21 protein-coding genes and 1 pseudogene are annotated in these 19,630 nt (G+C 67.1%); 18 read left to right on the top strand and 4 right to left on the bottom strand.

Annotation, left to right across the window (positions count from 1 at the left end):
- Together AX744_RS01335 and prfA are read left to right on the top strand one after the other, a co-directional pair.
- Positions 1-424 (top strand): annotated as a pseudogene (locus tag AX744_RS01335) (transcription termination factor Rho); the annotation flags it as partial.
- An 11-nt stretch (positions 425-435) separates the two neighbouring features.
- Positions 436-1,515, top strand: a complete 1,080-nt coding sequence (gene prfA, locus AX744_RS01330) for a peptide chain release factor 1 (RefSeq protein ID WP_046748229.1) — start codon at positions 436-438, stop codon at positions 1,513-1,515.
- Between the two features lie 18 nt (positions 1,516-1,533).
- On the opposite strand, the gene AX744_RS01325 is transcribed toward prfA, so the two are convergent.
- Both AX744_RS01325 and AX744_RS01320 read right to left on the bottom strand, forming a co-directional pair.
- A complete protein-coding gene (locus tag AX744_RS01325) occupies positions 1,534-2,187 on the bottom strand; it encodes a response regulator (RefSeq protein WP_061015180.1) in 654 nt (217 codons plus the stop codon).
- Positions 2,184-3,860 carry a sensor histidine kinase gene (locus AX744_RS01320; RefSeq protein ID WP_231728718.1) on the bottom strand — a complete coding sequence of 559 codons (1,677 nt, stop codon included), beginning with the start codon at positions 3,858-3,860 and terminating at the stop codon, positions 2,184-2,186. The genes AX744_RS01325 and AX744_RS01320 overlap by 4 nt, the downstream gene beginning before the upstream one ends.
- 166 nt (positions 3,861-4,026) lie before the next feature.
- Here AX744_RS01320 and AX744_RS01315 point away from each other — a divergent pair, with 166 nt between their 5' ends.
- Positions 4,027-5,571, top strand: coding sequence for a CitMHS family transporter (locus AX744_RS01315; protein WP_061015178.1), 1,545 nt, complete (start codon positions 4,027-4,029; stop codon positions 5,569-5,571).
- 67 nt (positions 5,572-5,638) lie between these two features.
- Positions 5,639-6,046, top strand: coding sequence for a phage holin family protein (locus AX744_RS01310; protein WP_046748232.1), 408 nt, complete (start codon positions 5,639-5,641; stop codon positions 6,044-6,046).
- A 10-nt stretch (positions 6,047-6,056) separates the two neighbouring features.
- On the opposite strand, the gene epsC is transcribed toward AX744_RS01310, so the two are convergent.
- Both epsC and cysK read right to left on the bottom strand, forming a co-directional pair.
- The gene (epsC, locus tag AX744_RS01305) at positions 6,057-6,629 is read right to left on the bottom strand and encodes a serine O-acetyltransferase EpsC (protein ID WP_061015177.1); all 573 of its coding nucleotides are present in this window, start codon (positions 6,627-6,629) and stop codon (positions 6,057-6,059) included.
- Between the two features lie 8 nt (positions 6,630-6,637).
- Positions 6,638-7,576: a cysteine synthase A gene (cysK, locus tag AX744_RS01300; RefSeq protein WP_058631297.1), complete on the bottom strand. Its 939-nt coding sequence runs from the start codon at positions 7,574-7,576 to the stop codon at positions 6,638-6,640.
- Positions 7,577-7,676: 100 nt separating this feature from the next.
- Between cysK and prmC the strand changes: the two genes are divergently transcribed.
- The 14 genes from prmC to AX744_RS01230 all read left to right on the top strand — a co-directional run.
- Positions 7,677-8,537 carry a peptide chain release factor N(5)-glutamine methyltransferase gene (prmC, locus tag AX744_RS01295; RefSeq protein WP_061015176.1) on the top strand — a complete coding sequence of 287 codons (861 nt, stop codon included), beginning with the start codon at positions 7,677-7,679 and terminating at the stop codon, positions 8,535-8,537.
- 52 nt (positions 8,538-8,589) lie between these two features.
- Positions 8,590-9,339: an L-threonylcarbamoyladenylate synthase gene (locus tag AX744_RS01290; protein ID WP_058631295.1), complete on the top strand. Its 750-nt coding sequence runs from the start codon at positions 8,590-8,592 to the stop codon at positions 9,337-9,339.
- A complete protein-coding gene (locus tag AX744_RS01285; RefSeq protein ID WP_046748237.1) occupies positions 9,336-10,499 on the top strand; it encodes an MraY family glycosyltransferase in 1,164 nt (387 codons plus the stop codon). Before AX744_RS01290 ends, AX744_RS01285 begins: the two co-directional genes overlap by 4 nt.
- Entirely contained in the window at positions 10,499-11,017 is a 519-nt protein-coding gene (locus AX744_RS01280) for a hypothetical protein (protein WP_058631294.1), read from the top strand. Before AX744_RS01285 ends, AX744_RS01280 begins: the two co-directional genes overlap by 1 nt.
- A gap of 132 nt (positions 11,018-11,149) precedes the next feature.
- Positions 11,150-11,947 (top strand): F0F1 ATP synthase subunit A, encoded by a 798-nt coding sequence (gene atpB, locus AX744_RS01275; protein WP_371861862.1) that lies wholly within the window; start codon positions 11,150-11,152, stop codon positions 11,945-11,947.
- A 60-nt stretch (positions 11,948-12,007) separates the two neighbouring features.
- The gene (gene atpE / locus AX744_RS01270; protein ID WP_028502887.1) at positions 12,008-12,244 is read left to right on the top strand and encodes an ATP synthase F0 subunit C; all 237 of its coding nucleotides are present in this window, start codon (positions 12,008-12,010) and stop codon (positions 12,242-12,244) included.
- 27 nt (positions 12,245-12,271) lie between these two features.
- Complete coding sequence (locus AX744_RS01265; RefSeq protein ID WP_058631293.1) at positions 12,272-12,829, top strand: F0F1 ATP synthase subunit B; 558 nt, start codon at positions 12,272-12,274, stop codon at positions 12,827-12,829.
- Complete coding sequence (locus tag AX744_RS01260; protein WP_061015175.1) at positions 12,829-13,620, top strand: F0F1 ATP synthase subunit delta; 792 nt, start codon at positions 12,829-12,831, stop codon at positions 13,618-13,620. Before AX744_RS01265 ends, AX744_RS01260 begins: the two co-directional genes overlap by 1 nt.
- Positions 13,621-13,667: 47 nt before the next feature.
- A complete protein-coding gene (atpA, locus tag AX744_RS01255; RefSeq protein WP_046748242.1) occupies positions 13,668-15,308 on the top strand; it encodes a F0F1 ATP synthase subunit alpha in 1,641 nt (546 codons plus the stop codon).
- Positions 15,309-15,327: 19 nt separating this feature from the next.
- A complete protein-coding gene (locus tag AX744_RS01250) occupies positions 15,328-16,224 on the top strand; it encodes a F0F1 ATP synthase subunit gamma (protein ID WP_046748243.1) in 897 nt (298 codons plus the stop codon).
- A 21-nt stretch (positions 16,225-16,245) separates the two neighbouring features.
- Positions 16,246-17,700 carry a F0F1 ATP synthase subunit beta gene (atpD, locus tag AX744_RS01245; RefSeq protein WP_058631290.1) on the top strand — a complete coding sequence of 485 codons (1,455 nt, stop codon included), beginning with the start codon at positions 16,246-16,248 and terminating at the stop codon, positions 17,698-17,700.
- Between the two features lie 2 nt (positions 17,701-17,702).
- The gene (locus AX744_RS01240) at positions 17,703-17,963 is read left to right on the top strand and encodes a F0F1 ATP synthase subunit epsilon (RefSeq protein ID WP_046748245.1); all 261 of its coding nucleotides are present in this window, start codon (positions 17,703-17,705) and stop codon (positions 17,961-17,963) included.
- A 76-nt stretch (positions 17,964-18,039) separates the two neighbouring features.
- Positions 18,040-18,786 carry a YaaA family protein gene (locus AX744_RS01235; RefSeq protein WP_061015174.1) on the top strand — a complete coding sequence of 249 codons (747 nt, stop codon included), beginning with the start codon at positions 18,040-18,042 and terminating at the stop codon, positions 18,784-18,786.
- Between the two features lie 142 nt (positions 18,787-18,928).
- Positions 18,929-19,630, top strand: a 702-nt coding sequence (locus AX744_RS01230) for a DUF5684 domain-containing protein (RefSeq protein ID WP_157543493.1), incomplete at its 3' end; no start/stop codon positions are given.

Genomic DNA, 19,630 nt, shown 5'->3' with positions numbered 1-19,630 from the left:
CCCGCCGAAGCGCTTCTTCGGTGCAGCCCGCAACATCGAGAACGGCGGATCCCTGACGATCCTCGCCACCGCGCTCGTCGAGACCGGCTCCAAGATGGACGAGGTCATCTTCGAGGAGTTCAAGGGCACCGGCAACAGCGAACTGCGCCTGTCGCGTCAGCTCGCCGACAAGCGGATCTTCCCGGCCGTGGACGTGAACGCGTCCAGCACCCGCCGCGAGGAGATGCTGCTCTCGGCCGACGAGGTCAAGATCACGTGGAAGCTCCGTCGCGCCCTCGCCGGACTCGACCCGCAGCAGGCGCTCGAGGTCGTGCTTGGCAAGCTCAAGGAGACCAACTCGAACGTCGAGTTCCTCGTGCAGATGCAGAAGTCGATCCCGACGCTGCCCTCGGGCGCTCACGGACACGACAACAACATCCGCTGAGCGGCCGACCCGTGTTCGAGTCCGTCCAGACTCTGATCGACGAGCATCGCCGGGTGCAGGAGGAGCTCTCCGACCCGGCGGTGCACGCCGACGCGGCACGCGCGAAGCGCGTCAACCGTCGATACGCGGAACTCTCGCGCATCGTCTCCGCCTACGAGGCCTGGGTCGCGGCGACCGATGACCTGGCGACGGCGCGGGAGTTCGCCAGGGAGGACGAGTCCATCGCGGCGGAGATCCCTGCGATGGAAGAAGAGCTGCAGGGCGCTCAGGAGCGTCTGCGGCGTCTGCTGATCCCGCGTGACCCCGACGATGCCCGCGACGTGATCATGGAGATCAAGGCAGGGGAGGGCGGCGCGGAGTCCGCGCTGTTCGCCGCCGACCTCCTGCGCATGTACATCCAGTACGCCGCATCCAAGGGCTGGAAGACCGAGCTGCTCGAGCGCAACGAGTCAGACCTCGGTGGGTACAAGGACGTGCAGGTCGCGATCAAGGGTTCCTCCTCCGATCCGGCGCAGGGCGTCTGGGCGCACCTGAAGTACGAGGGAGGGGTGCACCGTGTGCAGCGGGTGCCGGCGACGGAGTCGCAGGGCCGCATCCACACCTCGACGACCGGTGTGCTGGTCTTCCCCGAGGTCGATGAGCCGGAGGAGATCCACATCGACCAGAACGACCTCAAGATCGATGTGTTCCGCTCCTCGGGGCCCGGCGGTCAGTCCGTCAACACCACGGACTCCGCGGTGCGGATCACACACGTGCCCACCGGCATCGTCGTGTCGATGCAGAACGAGAAGTCGCAGCTGCAGAACCGCGAGGCCGCGATGCGCGTGCTGCGCGCCCGAATGCTGGCCAAGCAGCAGGAGGAGCTCGACGCAGCCGCCTCCGACGCGCGCAAGTCGCAGATCCGGGGCATGGACCGTTCGGAGCGCATCCGCACCTACAACTTCCCGGAGAACCGGATCGCGGATCACCGGACCGGATTCAAGGCGTACAACCTCGATCAGGTCATGGACGGCGCGCTCGACCCGATCATCGAGAGCGCGATCGCCGCCGACGAGGAAGCACGCCTCGCAGCCGTCGGCTCCGATTCCTGAGCCGTCCATCCGCTGACGTCAGACGCGTGCGGCGTAGCGGTGTTCGGGGCGGCCCGTCGATCCGTAGTTGAGGCGCACGTCGACGACGGCTCTCGCCGCGAGCGCTGCGAGATGCCGTTGCGCGGTCGCGCGCGAGATTCCGACGCGTTCCCCGATCTCCGCTGCCGAACGCTCTCCGTCGCCGAGTGCGGCGAGCACGAGCTGCTCCGTCGCCGACCGCGAGACGGACACCGGTTCGCCCGCACCGTGCAGGATGGCGAGGGCGCGGTCGACGTCTTCCTGGCGGAGGGTGCGATCACCGCCGAGGAGGTTGCGGTATCGCACGTAGTGATCCAGGAGTCCTGACAGAGCCCGTCGCTCGAAGGGCTTCACGAGATAGCCGACAGCTCCCGACCGCAGTGCTCTGCGTACCGTCGGAGCGTCATCGGCGGCGGAGATCAGGATCGCGTCGATGCCGGACTCGCGGACGAGCGCGATGCCGTCCCCGTCGGGAAGGAACACGTCGGCGATGAGCAGGTCCGGTCGGGAAGCACGCATGCTGTCGCGGGCTTCGGCGAGCGATCGCACGGTCTCGGCGACGCCGACTCCTGCGTGCTCCTCGACGATGCCCTGATGAAGCTGGGCGACGCGGAAGTCGTCGTCCAGGATGAGTACGCGCAGGGGGACGGTCATGTGTTCTCCTCAGGATCGGGGGAGCTGCGGTCGACTGCTCCGTTGATGCGCGCGGCGAAGACAGCGCCGCCTTCGACACCGCGGCTGTCGATACCGCGGCTGTCGACACCGCCGGGGTCGATGACCCAGAGGTCGCCCCCGTTCCGACGGGCGATCTCCGTCGACAGCGGAAGTCCGATCCCATGCCCGTGCACGGTGTCGGTGGTCTTCTGGTCCCGCGTCCGCGGGGCGAAAGGATCGACGTCTCCGAGTCCGGGGCCGGAGTCGGAGACGGTGAACACCAGTGCATCGTCGTCGTCCAGGACCGCCACCTCGACCCAGCGCGGAGTCCGCTCTCCCGAGACCGCGGCGGTCACGGCGTTGTCCACGAGGTTGCCGAGGACTGCGGCGACGTCTTCGGGAGCGATCACCGTGCCGATCAGGTGGGTGTCGTCCGCGATGCGCAGGGCGACGCCGCGTTCTCCGGCTTCGACGGCTTTAGCGCCCAGGAACGAGTGCAGAAAGGGGTCCCGCAGGAGGTCCAGCCCCACGACCGGGAACGCCACAGGACCCCGCTCCACGAGCTCGCCGAGGAACGCCCTGGCATCTGTGACCCGGCCGGCATCGATGAGTCCGGCGGCCACGTGCATGCGGTTGGCGAACTCGTGTCTCTGCACGCGCAACGCGGCGGTCATCGTCCTGACCGTCTCCAGGCGCTCGGCCAAGGCGACCAGGTCCGTGCGGTCGCGCACGATGAGCACGGTGCCGAGCTGCTGCCCCTCGCGCACCACGCTCCGCGAGTCGAGATACAGCATCCGGTCTCCGACGAGGGCGCTCGTGCGGGCGCCGGTACCCGTGAGGGTGTCCAGGACGGCCGGGAGGAGACCGAGGTCGTCGACGGGACGTCCGACCGGGTCGTCGAGGTCGAGCAGCCGATCGGCGGCGGCGTTGCTGACCCGGACGATGCCGCGTGTGTCTATGGCGATGACGCCGTCGTCGACCCCGTCCAGCACGGCCGTCTGGTTCTGCACGAGCGCGACCAGCTCTTCCGGCTGCACGCCGAGGGTGAGACGCTCCCATCGTCTGCGGAGCAGGAGGGATGCGAGCACAGCCAGAGCGAGGGCGCCCGCAGCCGTACCCCCGATCACGGCGAGCAGGGGCGGCAGGTCGTCGAAGACACCCGCACGCTCGAACCCCACACTGACCTCGCCCACCGGGGTGCCGGTCTCGTCCCGGACGGGAACCTTCGCGCGTGCGGACTCGCCGAGTGTCCCGGTCTGCCAGTCGACGATCTCGGCGCCCGCGAGCACCTCTTCGTATGGCGTGCTGACCTCCTCGCCGATCCGTGCGGGGGTGGGATGCGCGAGACGGATGCCGTTGTCATCGGTGAGCACCACGAACAGTGCGCCAGTGCGCGCGGTGACATCGGATGCGATGCGCTGCAGGTCGCCTTCGCGCAATTCTGCCGCGTCGGGTGTGCCCTCCTGGAGGGAGATGCGAGCGACCTCTGCGCGCACCTGCGGATCCTCTGCGAGGGTGCGGGCGATTCCCAGCGCCGTCGACTCCGCCTCGGCACGCAGCTGCTGCACGGCGAGGAGGAGATACACCCCGGTGCACAGGGCGACGACGAGGGTCACCGTCGCAAGCTGCAGGAGCAGGGCGCGCGTGGCGAACCGCGGTCTGGTCGACGTCATCCTCGGCACCGTGATTCTCTCCATGCTGCGCTCGCGCAATATGCGCAGAACCCACGCTACGCGCACAACGACAGGGAATGCGACATACCGCTCCCTCGGCGCGCGGATTGCCTATTCTCGTCGGGATCCGTCGACGCAGACGGAGACACGACGAAGGAGTCAACGCATGCCAGACGCACTCACCGGTCTGTTCGCGGCCGCCGAAGAGGCGCCGACCTACGATGTGGCGTTCGTGCCGCCGGAGTGGGTGCTCGTGCTGCTGGGGTTCACGATGGTCCTCGCGTTCATGACGCTCATCATGACCAAGCGTCTCACTCCCATGGTGGCGCTGATCCTGGTTCCGACCGCGTTCGGGCTCTTCGCCGGCGCAGGTCTCGGCCTCGGCGACATGATCCTCGATTCGATCGGCAAGATGGCGCCGACCGCGGCGCTGCTGATGTTCGCGATCATGTTCTTCGGCATCATGATCGACGTGGGGCTGTTCGATCCACTCATCCGCCTCATCACGCGGCTGCTCGGAGACGACCCGGCGAAGGTGGTGCTCGGAACCGCGATCCTCGCCGGCGCGGTCTCCCTGGACGGCGACGGTTCAACGACCTTCATCATCACGACGTCGGCGATGCTCCCCATCTACCTCCGGCTCGGGATGAGCCCCGTGGTGCTGACGTGCGTCGCCGGCCTCATGAACGGCACGCTGAACATCGTTCCCTGGGGTGGGCCGACCGTGCGCGCCGCGACAGCGCTCGGAGTGCAGCCGACAGACATCTTCGTGCCGATGCTGCCCGCGCTCGGCGCCGGTATCGTCGTGACTCTCGGGTTCGCGTGGATCCTCGGACTCCAGGAGCGTCGCCGCCTCGGGCGCCTGGACTCGGAGGGCCTGCTCGTCGGTGCCGACGGCGGATCGCTGTCGACCGTGCCGAAGATCTTCCGCGGTGCGGAGCCGAAGCCCGGAGCGCGCGCGTCGCTGCGTACCGGCAACCTCGTGGTCGTCGCCGGCGGCCATGCTCCGGTCTCCGCTGCGAGCGTCGACCCCGCGGACACGGCCATGGCGGACACGATGCTGGACCCCGCCCGCCCCACGCTCCGACCGAAGCTCATCTGGTTCAACCTCGCCCTCACACTCGCGGTGATGGTGCTGCTGGTGCTCGACATCCTGCCGCTGCCGTACGTGTTCATGGTGGGGGCCGGGCTCGCCCTCGTCATCAACTTCCGGGGCATCAAGGAGCAGGCCTCCGAGATCGTCGCGCACGCACCGAGCATCGTGGGCGTCGTCTCCATGGTGATCGCGGCCGGTGTCCTGGTGGGCGTGCTCACCGGCACCGGAATGGTCGACGCGATGGCCGCGTGGATCACGAACGTGCTTCCTCCTGCTCTCGGCCCGTTCCTCGCACCGATCACCGGACTCCTGTCGATCCCGTTCACGTTCTTCATGTCGAACGACGCGTTCTACTTCGGCATCCTCCCGGTGCTCGCCCAGAGCGCTGCCAACTTCGGCATCGATCCCGTGGAGATGGCGAGGGCGTCGATCACCGGTCAGCCCGTGCACCTGCAGAGTCCGCTCGTCCCGGCGATCCTGCTGCTCGTGTCCCTCGCGAGCGTGAACCTGGGCGATCACCACCGCAAGGTCCTGTGGCGCGCGACCATCGTCTCGCTCGTGATGCTCGGCGTCGGCATCCTGAGCGGAGCGGTCCCGTTCTTCGTGGCCCAGTGACCGGACGGCGGGGAGTGCGGACAGCGCACTCCCCGCTCTCCTGGAGCCGGGGCGCTATGCTCAGCCCGTGATCACATTCCTCTTCCGCGGCCTGCTCTACCTGGTGTCCGCCGGCCTCGGCCTGATCGCCGCCGACCTGCTGCTCGACGGCTTCGAGATCGAGTGGGACAAGTGGTGGGGATTCGTCATCTGCATCCTGATCTTCGCGATCCTGCAGAGCGTGCTCTCGCCGTGGGTCATGAAGATCGCCAATCGCTACGCACCCGTGCTCATGGGCGGCATCGGCATCGTGTCGACGCTGATCTCGCTGATCATCGTCGTGCTGCTCCCGATCGGTGGTCTGCGCATCACCGACCTCACCGGATGGTTGCTGGGTTCGGTCATCGTGTGGTTGATCACGGCCCTCGGAAGTGTGCTGCTCCCGCTGATCTTCCTCCGCAAGAAGGTCGAGTCGGTCAAGGGAGAACGCCGCTAGCGCACGCGCGTCAGATCGCGTAGTGGTCCGGGGCGGTGAGGAGCGCTCTGGTGTCCTCACCGGCCGTGCGGTGACGCGGTTTCGCCGGAATGCCGACGAGGATGCTGTCCGCCGGGGCGTCTCGGGTCACGACCGCGTTCGCGCCGACCACTGACCGCGCGCCGATCGTGACGGATCCGAGGATCTTGGCCCCCGCTCCGACGGCGACGCCGTTCTCGAGGGTGGGATGCCGCTTGCCCGAGGTGCGTGTGCGTCCTCCGAGCGTGACACCGTGATAGAGCATCACGTCGTCGCCCACGACGGCGGTCTCGCCGATCACGACACCCATCCCGTGGTCGATGAAGAACCGGCGACCGATGCGTGCACCGGGATGGATCTCGATCCCGGTGAGCCAGCGTGAGACCTGTGACCCGGCTCGCGCGAGCAGACGCAGCCGGCGCCGCCAGAGCGCGTGGGATACGCGGTGCGCCCAGATCGCGTGCAGCCCGGGGTACAGCAGTGCGACCTCGACGGCGCTGCGCGCGGCCGGGTCCCGGAGGCGAGCTGCGGCGATGTCCTCGCGCATCCGCCCGATCATTCCCATCGACGGCCTCAGTCTTCGCGCAGATCCTCGAACAGTGCGGTGGACAGGTAACGCTCACCGGTGTCCGGGATCACGACCACGATCGTCTTGCCGGCGTTCTCGGGGCGGGCGGCCACCTTCAGCGCGGCGGCGACGGCTGCGCCGGAAGACATGCCGACGAGCAGACCTTCCTTCGCGGCGAGCTCGCGGGCGACGCGGATCGACTCGTCGAACTCCGCGGTGAGGATCTCGTCCAGCACCTCGCGGTCGAGCACGTCCGGGACGAAGTTCGGGCCGATGCCCTGGATCTTGTGCGGCCCGGGGTGTCCCTCGGTCAGCACGGGGGAGTCCTTGGGCTCGACGGCGATCACCTGGACGCCCGGCTTCGCGGCTTTGAGAGCCTGTCCGGTTCCGGTGACGGTCCCTCCGGTGCCGACGCCTGCCACCAGGATGTCGACGGCGCCGTCCGTGTCGCGGAGGATCTCCTGCGCCGTGGTCTCGCGGTGGATCTGCGGGTTGGCGGCGTTCTCGAACTGGCGGATCCAGATCGCGCCAGGGGTCTCCGCGACGATGCGCTTGGTCTCCTCGATCGCGCCGCTCATGCCCTTGGTGGGGTCGGTGAGCACGATCTGTGCCCCGAACGCCTTCAGCAGCACGCGGCGCTCCTTCGACATGGAGGCCGGCATCGTGAGGATGACACGGTACCCGCGCGCCGCGCCGACCATGGCGAGGGCGATGCCGGTGTTGCCGCTCGTCGATTCCACGATCGTGCCGCCAGGCTGCAGCTCACCCGACGCCTCGGCGGCATTGATCATGGCGATGCCGATGCGATCCTTCACGCTCGAGGCGGGGTTGTAGTACTCGAGCTTGGCGAGGACGGTCGCACCGAGACCCTCGGTCACCCGGTTCAGCCGGACGAGCGGGGTGTTGCCGAAAGCGGTCGTGATGTCGGAGTGGATGCCGGGCATGGTGAGCCTTCCTGTGCGGGGGTCGCTGCGGGACCAGCCTAGGGGAGGGGGTCTATGGGTGAGGCTTTGTGACGGTCGCCCGCACCCTACGCTGGAAGTCATGTCCGACAACTCTCTTGCTGCGGTCGTCCGCGCGGCGGCCCAGCGTCTGACCGACGTCGGCGTCCCCGATCCTCTGGTCGATGCCGAGCTCCTCGCCGGGCACGTCCTCGGCAGGCGGCGCGGCGAGATGCAGGCCGCCATCGTCCGCGGCGACCGTGTCGACGATGCCGATGCGGTGGCGCTGGACTCGGTCGTCGCCCGTCGAGCCGCACGCGAGCCCCTCCAGCACATCACCGGGACCGCTCCCTTCCGTCACCTCGAACTCGCTGTCGGCCCCGGCGTCTTCGTGCCGCGTCCGGAGACCGAGACCGTCGCGCAATACGCGATCGACGCGCTGGTGAACTCCGCGGAACCCGCCCCGATCGGCATCGACCTCGGCACCGGAAGCGGGGCCATCGCCCTCGCGATGGCCACGGAGGTCCCGCACGCCCGGATCTTCGCCGCCGAACTGTCCGAAGACGCCCACGCGTGGGCGACTCGCAACGTGGAGGGAGTGGAGAACCTGACGCTGGTCCTCTCCGATCTGCGAGACGCGTTCCCTGAGCTCGACGGCACGGCGTCCGTGGTCATCTCGAACCCGCCGTACGTCCCTGACGCGGCCGTACCTCGCGACCCGGAGGTGCGACTCTTCGACCCGGCCATGGCGCTGTACGGCGGAGAGGACGGTCTCGACATCGTTCGCGTGCTCAGCGGACGCGCGCTCGGCCTGCTGCGCCCCGGCGGGCTTCTCGTCATCGAGCACGGCGAGCTGCAGGGCGAATCGATCAGGGAGATCCTCACCGTCGACGGCTGGCGTGCGGCGGCGACGCATCGCGACCTGACGCTGCGGGATCGCGCCACGACCGCGCTCCGCCCCTGATCAGCAACCTCCGAGCGTGCTCATCGGCCGCGCCGCATAGAATCGAACCGTCATGTCAACCATCTTCGACTGCAGCGACGAGTCGCAGCTTCTCGCCGGTATGCGCAATGCGCGCCAGGCGATCGGCCGAGGCGACCTCATCGTCATCCCCACAGACACGGTGTACGGTGTCGCCGCCGACGCCTTCTCCCCGGCCGCGGTGCAGAGGCTCCTCGACGCGAAGGGGCGCGGCCGCGACCAGCCGCCGCCCGTTCTCATCGGCACCAAGGAGACCCTCGCCGCCCTCGCGGAGTCGGTTCCCGAGCCCGTGGAGCGTCTGGTCGAGGCGTTCTGGCCCGGGGGACTCACGATCGTGCTGCCGGCGCAGCCGTCGCTGGTGTGGGACCTGGGGGAGACCCTCGGCACGGTCGCGGTGCGCATGCCGGAGGGCCGCGTCGCCCTCGAACTGCTCGCGGAGACGGGACCACTGGCGGTCTCCAGCGCGAACCTCACAGGGGAGTCGGCTGCCATCTCCGCGTACGACGCTGAGAAGATGCTCGGCGACAGCGTCGCGGTGTACCTCGCGGACGGTCTGAGCAAGGACGGCATCGCGTCCACCATCGTCGATGCGACGTCGCTGGTGCGTCGAGGCGCCGACTCCGACCAGGGCGTGGTGCGGATCCTCCGTGACGGCGCGGTCACGCGCGAGCAGCTGCATGAGGTGCTCGGCGATCTGCTCGAGCCCGAGGACGACGGGCAGGAGCACGCCGAGCACGCGCACACCGGGCACGACCACCCGCAGGAGCAGGACGGGGATTCGTGAAGCAGTATCTCTTCACGATCATCCTCACCGCCCTGATCACGTTCGCGCTGACCTGGGCGGTGTTGAAGGTGAGCCTCCGGTTCAAGCTCTACCCCGCCATCCGCGACCGTGACGTGCACACCACGCCCAAGCCCCGGCTGGGCGGCGTCGCGATCTTCCTCGCCATCGCCGCGGCCTTCGGCTTCTCTGCGATGAACCCCTTCTTCCAGAGCATCTGGATCCCCCCGCAGACGATGTGGTCGATCCTCGGCGCCTCGCTTCTGATCGCGATCATCGGCGTGGTCGACGACCTCTGGGACATCGACTGGATGATCAAGCTGGGCGCGCAGTTCCTCGCCGCCGGCGTCATCACGGTCGGCGGCGGACTGCAGATCCTCTCGCTGCCGTTCGGCGACCTCATCGTCGTGTCCAGCTGGCTGAGCATCACCATCACGATGTTCGCGATCGTCATCGTGATGAACGCGGTGAACTTCATCGACGGCCTCGACGGCCTCGTGGCCGGTGTGTGCCTGATCTCCAACGGCGTCTTCTTCGCCTACTCATACATCTTCACGCGCGACTCCGGGGCCTCCAGCTACTTCAACCTCTCGACGTTCCTTGCGGCGGTCCTCATCGGTGCGTGCCTCGGGTTCCTGCCCTTGAACTGGAGCCCGGCCAAGATCTTCATGGGCGACTCGGGAGCACTGGTGATCGGCCTCCTCATGGCCACGTCCGCGATCGCGATCACCGGCCAGATGGACCCGTCGGCCCTCGACCCCGAGCGTCTCGGCCGGTCGCAGCTGGTCGGTGCGTTCCTGCCGATCCTGCTCCCGTTGCTCGTGGTACTGCTGCCGCTGCTGGACTTCGGCCTCGCGGTGCTCCGGCGCATGAGCGCGGGACGCTCGCCCTTCTCGCCCGACCGCAAGCACCTGCATCACCGCATGCTCGATCTCGGCCACCGGGACCGCGACGCCGTGCTGATCTTCTACGCCTGGACGGCTGTCGTCTCCCTGGCGGTCCTGATGATGTACGTGGGCGCACGGGAGGACTGGCCAGGCCAGTACCTGCCCGGCGTCGGCTTCGGCGTCCTGGGCATCGCCGCCTGCCTCGTCGTCACCTTGAGCCCCACCCGCCGCAGTGCTGCGGATGCCGAACCCGATCCGACACCCGTGGAGTCCTGATGAGCCCGAGCCCCGTTTCCAGCACCCCGATCCTGCGTCGGACCCTGATCTGGTCGGCGATCGCCACCGTCGTGCTCGCGATCGTCGCAGGCGGCGTCGGTTTCCTCGTCGCCCAGGGCGAGGGTCTCATCAGCGGTCTGCTCGGCGTCGTGCTGGCGGCCGTGTTCCTCGGCATCACCGGCCTCAGCATCCTCATCGCGAATCGCTGGTTCGGAGACCCGCTCTACGTGCAGCTGTTCTTCGCGATCGTGCTCGGCGGCTGGCTGCTCAAGCTGGGCGTCTTCGTCGTGGTGATGATCCTGCTCGCCGGTCAGCCCTGGCTGCAGCCGATGGTGTTCTTCCTCTCGATCGTGGCCGGTGTGCTGATGTCGCTCGTCATCGACGTCGTGGTACTCACGCAGATGCGTCTGCCGCACGTCAGCGACACCACGCTGCCGACCGAGGTTCCCGAAGATCGCGCCCCCGGCAACGCCAATCACATCGACGGCGGCCCCGTCGAGGACGGCCAGCGGTCTTAGGGGACCCTCAGATTCTGATAGTGTTGAGACGTGCCCGCCGCTCGCCCGCGAGCGCTTGCGCTGTGAAGCACACCGACCATCGTCGCCCCGGTTCTGACCGGTGCCCCGAAGCTGGAGCCCGCGCTGTTTAATATCGCTGCGACCCTGACCCCCCGACTTGCCACCGACGGCGAGTTCCACGGCCCTTCGATCGATGAGTTCTTTCCGGAGATCCTCTTCAACGTAGGCCCCATCCCGGTGAACCGGATCCACCTGATCCAGTTGCTCTCCGTGATCGCCGTGGTCCTCATCCTCTGGCTCGGTACCCGCCGCATGAAGGTCGTCCCCGGCCGGTTCCAGAGCCTGGTGGAGATGGGCATGGGCTTCGTGCGCGGCGGCATCGCCCACGACCTGCTCGGCCGCAAGGACGGCGATCGGTTCCTCCCGATCCTGATGACGATCTTCTTCATGACGCTGTTCATGAACATCACCGGCATCATCCCGTTCCTGAATATGCCGGGAACGGCCATCATCGCGGTGCCGCTCACGCTCGCCGTGGTCAGCTATGTCACGTTCATCTACGCCGGCATCAAGAAGAGCCCGAAGAACTTCTTCAAGAACTCGCTCTTCCCCGCCGGTGTCCCGTGGCCGGTGTACTTCATCGTCACCCCGATCGAGCTCATCTCGACCTTCATCATCCGCCCGGTGACGCTCACCCTGCGACTGCTGATGAACCTCGTGGTCGGCCACATGATCCTGGTCCTCTGCTTCGCAGCGACCCAGTTCTTCTTCTTCACCGCAGGCGGCGGCTGGGCCGCGCTCGGTGTCGGAACCCTCGCCTTCGGCGGCGCCTTCACTCTCTTCGAGATTCTGGTCGCCGTCCTCCAGGCGTACGTCTTCACCGTCCTCACCGCGGTCTACATCCAGCTCGCGGTCGCAGAAGAGCACTAAGCCCACTAGACACTGAGCGGGCAGGCATCAGCCTTCCCACCCAACGAAAGGAAAAACCCCGTGGACGCAACTACGGTTCTCGCTGAAATCAACGGCAACCTCGCGGTGATCGGCTACGGCCTCGCTGCCATCGGCCCGGCCATCGGCGTGGGTATCGTCGTCGGCAAGACCATCGAGGGCGTCGCTCGTCAGCCCGAGCTGGCCGGCCGTCTCCAGGTCCTCATGTGGATCGGTATCGCCTTCACCGAGGCGCTTGCATTCGTCGGCATCGCCGTCGGATTCATCCCCTTCCCGTAATCCGAACCGACTTCTGAAGGAGACAGGATGCTGAACGCTCTTGTCACGAACCTCGCGGCTGAGGGTGAGGCGGCGAACAACCCGCTGATCCCCGCGTGGTACGACATCATCTGGTCGGGTCTGTGGTTCCTCATCATCTTGATCGTCGTGTGGAAGGTCGCCCTTCCCAAGCTGACGAAGATGCTCGATGAGCGGTCCGCCGCGATCGAGGGCAACATCGCCAAGGCCGACGAGGCGCAGAAGCAGGCGGAGGCGGCACTCGAGGAGTACACGCGTCAGCTCGCTGAGGCGCGCACCGAGGCCGGCGAGATCCGCGAGGCCGCCCGTGAGGACGGCAAGAAGATCGTCGCCGAGGCGAAGGACGCCGCGACCACCGAGGCCGCACGCATCACCGCCACCGCGCACACGCAGATCGAGGCGGAGCGTCAGACCGCTCTCGTCTCGCTCCGCAGCGAGGTCGGATCGCTCGCCCTCGACCTCGCCGGTGGCGTGGTCGGCGAGACGCTCTCCGACGACGCACGCGCGACCGCTGTCGTCGATCGCTTCCTCGCCGAGCTCGAGGCATCCGAGAAGGCGGCTCAGTAATGGGCAGCGCGACCACTCAGGCACTCGCGGCATCCATCAAGACGCTTGCCGCAGCGAAGGACATCACTCTCGACACGGCGCGGGAGCTGTTCGCCGCCGCCCGGGCCGTGAGCGACTCGTCCCAGCTGAGCGGCGCGCTTGCTGATCCTTCCGCTCCCGCCGCGGCACGACAGAATGTCGTCGCAGCGGTGTTCGGCGGGTTCTCCGCAGGCGCCAAGGACGTTCTGTCGACCGTGGTCGCAGAACGCTGGTCCAACGCGGATGAACTCGTCGACGGTATCGAGGAGCTCGCGATCCGCGCCGCAGCGGTCGCCGAGCCGGACACGGACATCGAGGGCGAGCTCTTCGGGTTCTCCCGGGTGATCGCAGCCAACCCCGAGCTGGAACTCGCTCTGGGAAGCCGCGTCGGGGGAGAAGACGCCAAGAGCACGCTCGTCGAGCGTCTCCTGGCCGAAGGCTCCACCAGCACCGCAGCGACTCTGGTCATCACGTCGCTGGTACGCCAGCCGCGTGAGCGCCGCGTTCGTCGTCTGCTGGACAGGGCGATGAACATCGTCTCGAACCAGCACGGCCGCGTCGTCGCCACCGTGCACACCGCCACCGCCCTCAGCGACGCGCAGCGTGACCGTCTGAGCGACTCGCTCTCGCGTCGCTATGACGGTCAGGTCTCGCTCAACGTCGTCATCGACCCTGCCGTCGTCGGAGGTCTGCGCGTGCAGATCGCCGATGACGTCATCGACGGCAGCATCTCCGCACGACTCGCCGACCTTCGCCAGAAGCTCGCGGGCTAACACGACTTCGCGCGGGGAACCGCGCACCCAGATACAAAGGGAAGACAATGGCAGAACTATCGATCAGCCCCGACGTCATCCGTGACGCGCTGAAGGACTTCGCCGCCGCATACGAGCCCACCGCGGCCGGTGCGACCGAGGTCGGCACCGTCGTCGACGCTGCGGACGGCATCGCTCACGTCGAGGGACTGCCCGGCGTCATGGCGAACGAGCTCGTCGTCTTCGCCGACGGCACCAAGGGTCTCGCGCAGAGCCTGAACGAGCACGAGATCGGTGTCGTCGTCCTCGGCGAGTTCACCGGCATCGAGGCCGGCCAGGAGGTAACCCGCACGGGTGAGGTCCTCTCGGTCCCCGTCGGTGACGGTTACCTCGGCCGCGTGGTCGACCCGCTCGGCAACCCGATCGACGGACTCGGCGCGATCGAGACCGAGAGCGTCCGCGCTCTCGAGCTCCAGGCGCCCGGCGTCATGCAGCGCAAGTCGGTGCACGAGCCGATGCAGACCGGAATCAAGGCGATCGACGCGATGATCCCGGTCGGCCGTGGTCAGCGTCAGCTGATCATCGGTGACCGCCAGACCGGCAAGACCGCCATCGCGATCGACACGATCATCAACCAGAAGGCCAACTGGGAGTCCGGCGACGTCAACAAGCAGGTCCGTTGCATCTACGTCGCGATCGGCCAGAAGGGCTCGACCATCGCCTCGGTGAAGGGCGCGCTCGAAGAGGCCGGCGCTCTGGAGTACACCACGATCGTGGCCGCTCCCGCGTCCGACCCTGCCGGCTTCAAGTACCTGGCTCCGTACACCGGTTCAGCCATCGGCCAGCACTGGATGTACGGCGGCAAGCATGTCCTCATCATCTTCGACGACCTGTCGAAGCAGGCTGAGGCCTACCGTGCCGTGTCGCTCCTCCTGCGTCGTCCGCCGGGCCGCGAGGCATACCCGGGTGACGTCTTCTACCTGCACTCCCGTCTGCTGGAGCGTTGCGCGAAGCTGTCCGACGAGCTGGGCGCCGGTTCCATGACGGGACTCCCGATCATCGAGACCAAGGCGAACGACGTCTCCGCGTACATCCCGACCAACGTGATCTCGATCACCGACGGCCAGATCTTCCTGCAGTCCGACCTCTTCAACGCCAACCAGCGTCCGGCGGTCGACGTGGGTATCTCGGTGTCGCGAGTCGGTGGCGACGCGCAGGTGAAGTCGATCAAGAAGGTCTCCGGAACGTTGAAGCTGGAGCTCGCGCAGTACCGCTCCCTCGAGGCCTTCGCGATGTTCGCATCCGACCTCGACGCGGCTTCGCGTCGTCAGCTGTCCCGCGGTGCGCGTCTGACCGAGCTGCTCAAGCAGCCGCAGTACTCGCCGTACCCCGTCGAGGAGCAGGTCGTCTCGATCTGGGCCGGAACGAACGGCAAGCTCGACACGGTCGAGGTCGAGGACGTGCTCCGGTTCGAGCGCGAACTGCTCGACTACCTGCGTCGCAACACCAAGGTTCTCGACACGCTGCGTGAGACCAACGTCCTCGATGACGCCACGGTCGCAGAGCTCGAGAAGCAGACGGACGCCTTCGTCCTGGAGTTCCAGGGTGGCAAGGGCCACGCGATCGGCGCCCCCGGTCACGAGGAGCACGCTGCAGCCGAGGCTGAGGACGTCAACCAGGAGAAGATCGTCAAGGGTCGTCGCGCGTAATCGCGTGAGGTACTGAGATATGGGCGCTCAACTCCGGGTCTACAAGCAGAAGATCTCTTCTGCTCAGACGACCAAGAAGATCACGAAGGCGATGGAACTCATCGCGGCTTCGCGCATCCAGAAGGCGATGGCACGCGTCAAGGCGTCCACCCCCTTCGCGCGAGCCGTGACGAGGGCCGTGTCGGCCGTCGCGACGCACTCGAACGTGGATCACCCGCTGACCCGCGAGTCCGAGAACATCACCCGCTCCGCGGTCGTGATCTTCTCCTCGGACCGCGGTCTCGCCGGAGCCTTCAACTCGCAGATCCTCCGTGAGGGTCTCGAGGTGGCAGAGCTCATGCGCGAGCAGGGCAAGGAGCCGGTGTTCTACCTCATCGGCCGCAAGGCCGTCGGATACTTCCAGTTCCGACGGATCGCTGCGGCCGCGGAGTGGACCGGCGACACGGACACCCCGTCGTTCCACACCGCCGAGGAGATCTCGGCGACACTGCTCGAAGCGTTCTCCCGTGGAGGACAGGACGGCGGCGTCGATGAGATCCACCTCGTGTACAACCGTTTCGTCAGCATGATGACGCAGTCGCCGGAGTCCGTGCGTCTGCTCCCGCTGGAGATCACGGAAGCCGATGAGTCGGAAGCCGGTAACACCGTTTACCCGCTGTACGAGTTCGAGCCGGACGCCGAGACTGTTCTCGACGCGATCCTGCCGGTGTACATCCAGAGCCGCGTCTTCAACGCTCTCCTGCAGTCGTCCGCCGCCAAGCAGGCAGCGACGCAGAAGGCGATGAAGTCGGCCAGCGACAACGCCGACAAGCTCATCACCGACTACACCCGTCTGCGCAACAACGCGCGTCAGGCGGAGATCACGCAGCAGATCGCCGAGATCGTCGGCGGGGCCGACGCTCTCGCGAGCAAATAGACCATCAGGAAAGAGACGAAAATGACCCTCACCGCTCCGGCTGACCAGCCGGCGACCGCGGTCGTCGGGCGCGTCGCACGCGTCAACGGTCCGGTTGTCGACATCGAGTTCCCGCACGACTCGATCCCCGACATCTACAACGCGCTGAAGACCACCATCGCGATGGGCGAAGAGTCCACCGAGATCACTCTCGAGGTCGCTCAGCACCTGGGCGACGACCTCGTCCGCGCCATCGCGCTGAACCCCACCGACGGCATCGTCCGCGGACAGGAAGTCAGCGACACCGGCGAGGCCATCTCGGTCCCCGTCGGCGACGTCACCAAGGGCAAGGTGTTCAACGTCATCGGCGAGGTGCTGAACCTCGAGCCCGGTGAGACGATCGAGGTCACCGAGCGCTGGCCCATCCACCGCAAGGCGCCGAACTTCGACCAGCTCGAGTCCAAGACTCAGATGTTCGAGACCGGCATCAAGTCGATCGACCTCCTGACCCCGTACGTGCTGGGTGGAAAGATCGGTCTGTTTGGTGGTGCCGGTGTCGGCAAGACCGTCCTGATCCAGGAGATGATCCAGCGTGTCGCGCAGGACCACGGTGGTGTGTCGGTGTTCGCCGGTGTCGGTGAGCGTACCCGTGAGGGCAACGACCTGATCCACGAGATGGAAGAGGCGGGTGTCTTCGACAAGACCGCCCTCGTCTTCGGCCAGATGGACGAGCCGCCGGGGACGCGTCTGCGCGTCGCCCTGTCGGCTCTGACGATGGCGGAGTACTTCCGTGACGTGCAGAAGCAGGACGTGCTGCTCTTCATCGACAACATCTTCCGCTTCACGCAGGCCGGTTCCGAGGTCTCCACGCTGCTGGGCCGCATGCCCTCCGCCGTGGGTTACCAGCCGAACCTCGCCGACGAGATGGGTGTGCTCCAGGAGCGCATCACCTCGACGCGTGGTCACTCGATCACCTCGCTGCAGGCGATCTACGTGCCCGCCGATGACTACACCGACCCGGCTCCGGCGACCACGTTCGCCCACCTCGACGCGACGACCGAGCTCTCTCGTGAGATCGCCTCGAAGGGTCTGTACCCGGCCATCGACCCGCTGACCTCGACGTCGCGCATCATGGACCCCCGCTACTTGGGCGAGGACCACTACCGCGTCGCGACGACCGTCAAGCAGATCCTCCAGAAGAACAAGGAGCTGCAGGAGATCATCGCCATCCTCGGTGTCGACGAGCTCTCCGAGGAAGACAAGATCGTCGTGTCGCGTGCGCGCCGCATCCAGCAGTTCCTCTCGCAGAACACCTACATGGCCAAGAAGTTCACGGGCGTCGAGGGTTCGACCGTCCCGCTGAAGGAGACCATCGAGTCGTTCGACGCGATCACCCGCGGTGACTTCGACCACGTGGCCGAGCAGGCCTTCTTCAACGTCGGTGGCATCTCCGACGTGGAAGAGCAGTGGGCGAAGATCCAGAAGGAGAACGGCTGACCATGGCGCTGCATGTCAGCCTCGTCTCCGCTGATGCGGAGGTCTGGACGGGAGAGGCGAGCCTCGTGGTCGCCAAGACCGTCGAGGGTGAGATCGGCTTCATGTCCGGCCACGAGCCGGTGCTGGCCATCCTCGCCGAGGGCCAGGTTCGCATCACCCAGTCGGATGGCACCAAGGTGCTGGCCAACGCTCAGGACGGGTTCCTCTCCATGGAGGGCGACACCCTGACGATCGTCGCCGGCAACGCGGCTCTCATCGCCTAGCAGCATCTGTTCCACGCGTCCGCCTCGGCACCCTCAAGGGTCCCGAGGCGGACGCGTCTGTATCCACCGAGGTTTCATGAAGATCCTGCTCCCGCCGTCCGAGACCAAGCGTGAGGGTGGCGACGGTTCGCCACTCGATCTCGAGTCGCTCGTGCTGCCGTCTCTGTCGGCGCATCGCACTGCCGTCATCGATGCGCTGATCGAGCTCGCCTCCGATGAGGAGACTGCGCGTCGGGTGCTCAAGTTGAGTGAGCGTCAGAGCGGCGACATCGCGCACAATCGGATGCTGCGCTCAGCGCCCACGATGCCGGCGATCGATCGCTATACGGGGGTGCTGTTCGATGCTCTCGATGCCCGATCCCTGTCATCAGCCTCCCGCAGATGGCTCGGTGAGCATGTCTTGATCCACAGTGCGCCCTTCGGCCCTGTCGGCGCTCTGGATCAGGTGCCCATGTACCGGCTCGCGGCGGGGACGTCGGTTCCCGGGCTTCCTGCCCTTCGACGCCACTGGGCCACCGCGACATCCGCTGCTGTGGCGGAATCCGCACCCACGTTCATCCTCGACCTGCGGAGCGAGGCCTATGCCGCGTTGGGCCCCGTGCCCGATTCGGTCGCTTCTGCGTACGTCCGTGTCGTGACGGAACAGGGGAGAGCCCTCAATCACTTCAACAAGAAGTCCAAGGGCTTGCTCGTGCGTGCGATCGCCGAGGAGCGACCGCGCGTCACGTCCGCTCGGGGCTTCCGTGCGTGGGCGGACAGTCGGGGGCTGGTCTTCCGGGACGGTGAGGACGACGGTGTCTGGGAGCTGGTCGTCGAGGAGTGACCGGCTCACCGTGGGCGATCGCGTTCCGCGGGAGAGATTCCCCCGAACGCGCCCGACGGCGTAAGGGGACATGCGCGGAAACCCCGGGAAGCGCTAGTGTGTTCAGCGCATGATGACCCATCATGAACTTCTGGAGGGAACCATGAACGACTACTACGGCTATGACGGCCTGTCAGGCGGCGCGGTCGTCGCGTTGATCCTGGTCTACACGATCCTGCCACTCGCCATCTACGCGCTCTACTCGTGGTTCTACATGAAGATCTTCGAGAAGGCAGGCGTGCAGGGCAAGTGGCGCGCCTGGGTGCCGGTCTACAGCACCATGATCTTCTACAAGCTCGGTGATCTGAGCCCCTGGCTCGTCCTGTACCTCATGGGCGCCGGCATCGTCGGGGCGATCATCCCGTTCCTCGGCTGGTTCCTGATCCTCCCGCTCGTCGGCATCGCCGGTCGCGTCATCGACCTGATCGCCGCATGGCGCGTCGGTCTGAAGTTGCAGAAGGACGCCGTCTGGGTCGTGCTCTACTTCTTCCTGCCGCCGGTGTGGCTCGGTATCAACGCCTTCGACAAGTCGCGGTGGAACCCGGCCATCCAGCCCGCGTCCTGGGCAGCGAACGGCCTGCTCGGAGACCGGACGGTCTGGGACGGCATCCCCGCTCAGGCATCGGCTGCAGCTCCCAACGCTGGTTACGGTTCGCCCCAGGGCTACGCTCAGCCCGGCCCGCAGGGCTACGCCCCGCCGGCGCAGCCCGGTTACGCGCCGCCTGCTGCACCGGCAACCGGCGCACCGGTCCCTCCGGCCACTCCGCCCGCGGCACCGTCGGCTCCGCCCGCGGCACCGTCGGCT

The organism is Microbacterium sp. CCH5-D1, from assembly GCF_001557335.1.
Classification (GTDB): Bacteria; Actinomycetota; Actinomycetes; order Actinomycetales; family Microbacteriaceae; genus Microbacterium; species Microbacterium oxydans.
Note: the sequence above shows the minus strand (reverse complement) of the source record. Positions and strands in the feature narration are given on the sequence as shown.

Coding starts and splice junctions, on each gene's coding strand:
- AX744_RS01325 (WP_061015180.1), bottom strand. CDS start 2,187: ATGACCGTCCCCCTGCGCGTACTCATCCTGGACGACGACTTCCGCGTC.
- AX744_RS01320 (WP_231728718.1), bottom strand. CDS start 3,860: ATGACGTCGACCAGACCGCGGTTCGCCACGCGCGCCCTGCTCCTGCAG.
- AX744_RS01315 (WP_061015178.1), top strand. CDS start 4,027: ATGCCAGACGCACTCACCGGTCTGTTCGCGGCCGCCGAAGAGGCGCCG.
- epsC (WP_061015177.1), bottom strand. CDS start 6,629: ATGGGAATGATCGGGCGGATGCGCGAGGACATCGCCGCAGCTCGCCTC.
- cysK (WP_058631297.1), bottom strand. CDS start 7,576: ATGCCCGGCATCCACTCCGACATCACGACCGCTTTCGGCAACACCCCG.
- prmC (WP_061015176.1), top strand. CDS start 7,677: ATGTCCGACAACTCTCTTGCTGCGGTCGTCCGCGCGGCGGCCCAGCGT.
- AX744_RS01290 (WP_058631295.1), top strand. CDS start 8,590: ATGTCAACCATCTTCGACTGCAGCGACGAGTCGCAGCTTCTCGCCGGT.
- AX744_RS01280 (WP_058631294.1), top strand. CDS start 10,499: ATGAGCCCGAGCCCCGTTTCCAGCACCCCGATCCTGCGTCGGACCCTG.
- AX744_RS01265 (WP_058631293.1), top strand. CDS start 12,272: ATGCTGAACGCTCTTGTCACGAACCTCGCGGCTGAGGGTGAGGCGGCG.
- AX744_RS01260 (WP_061015175.1), top strand. CDS start 12,829: ATGGGCAGCGCGACCACTCAGGCACTCGCGGCATCCATCAAGACGCTT.
- atpA (WP_046748242.1), top strand. CDS start 13,668: ATGGCAGAACTATCGATCAGCCCCGACGTCATCCGTGACGCGCTGAAG.
- AX744_RS01250 (WP_046748243.1), top strand. CDS start 15,328: ATGGGCGCTCAACTCCGGGTCTACAAGCAGAAGATCTCTTCTGCTCAG.
- atpD (WP_058631290.1), top strand. CDS start 16,246: ATGACCCTCACCGCTCCGGCTGACCAGCCGGCGACCGCGGTCGTCGGG.
- AX744_RS01240 (WP_046748245.1), top strand. CDS start 17,703: ATGGCGCTGCATGTCAGCCTCGTCTCCGCTGATGCGGAGGTCTGGACG.
- AX744_RS01235 (WP_061015174.1), top strand. CDS start 18,040: ATGAAGATCCTGCTCCCGCCGTCCGAGACCAAGCGTGAGGGTGGCGAC.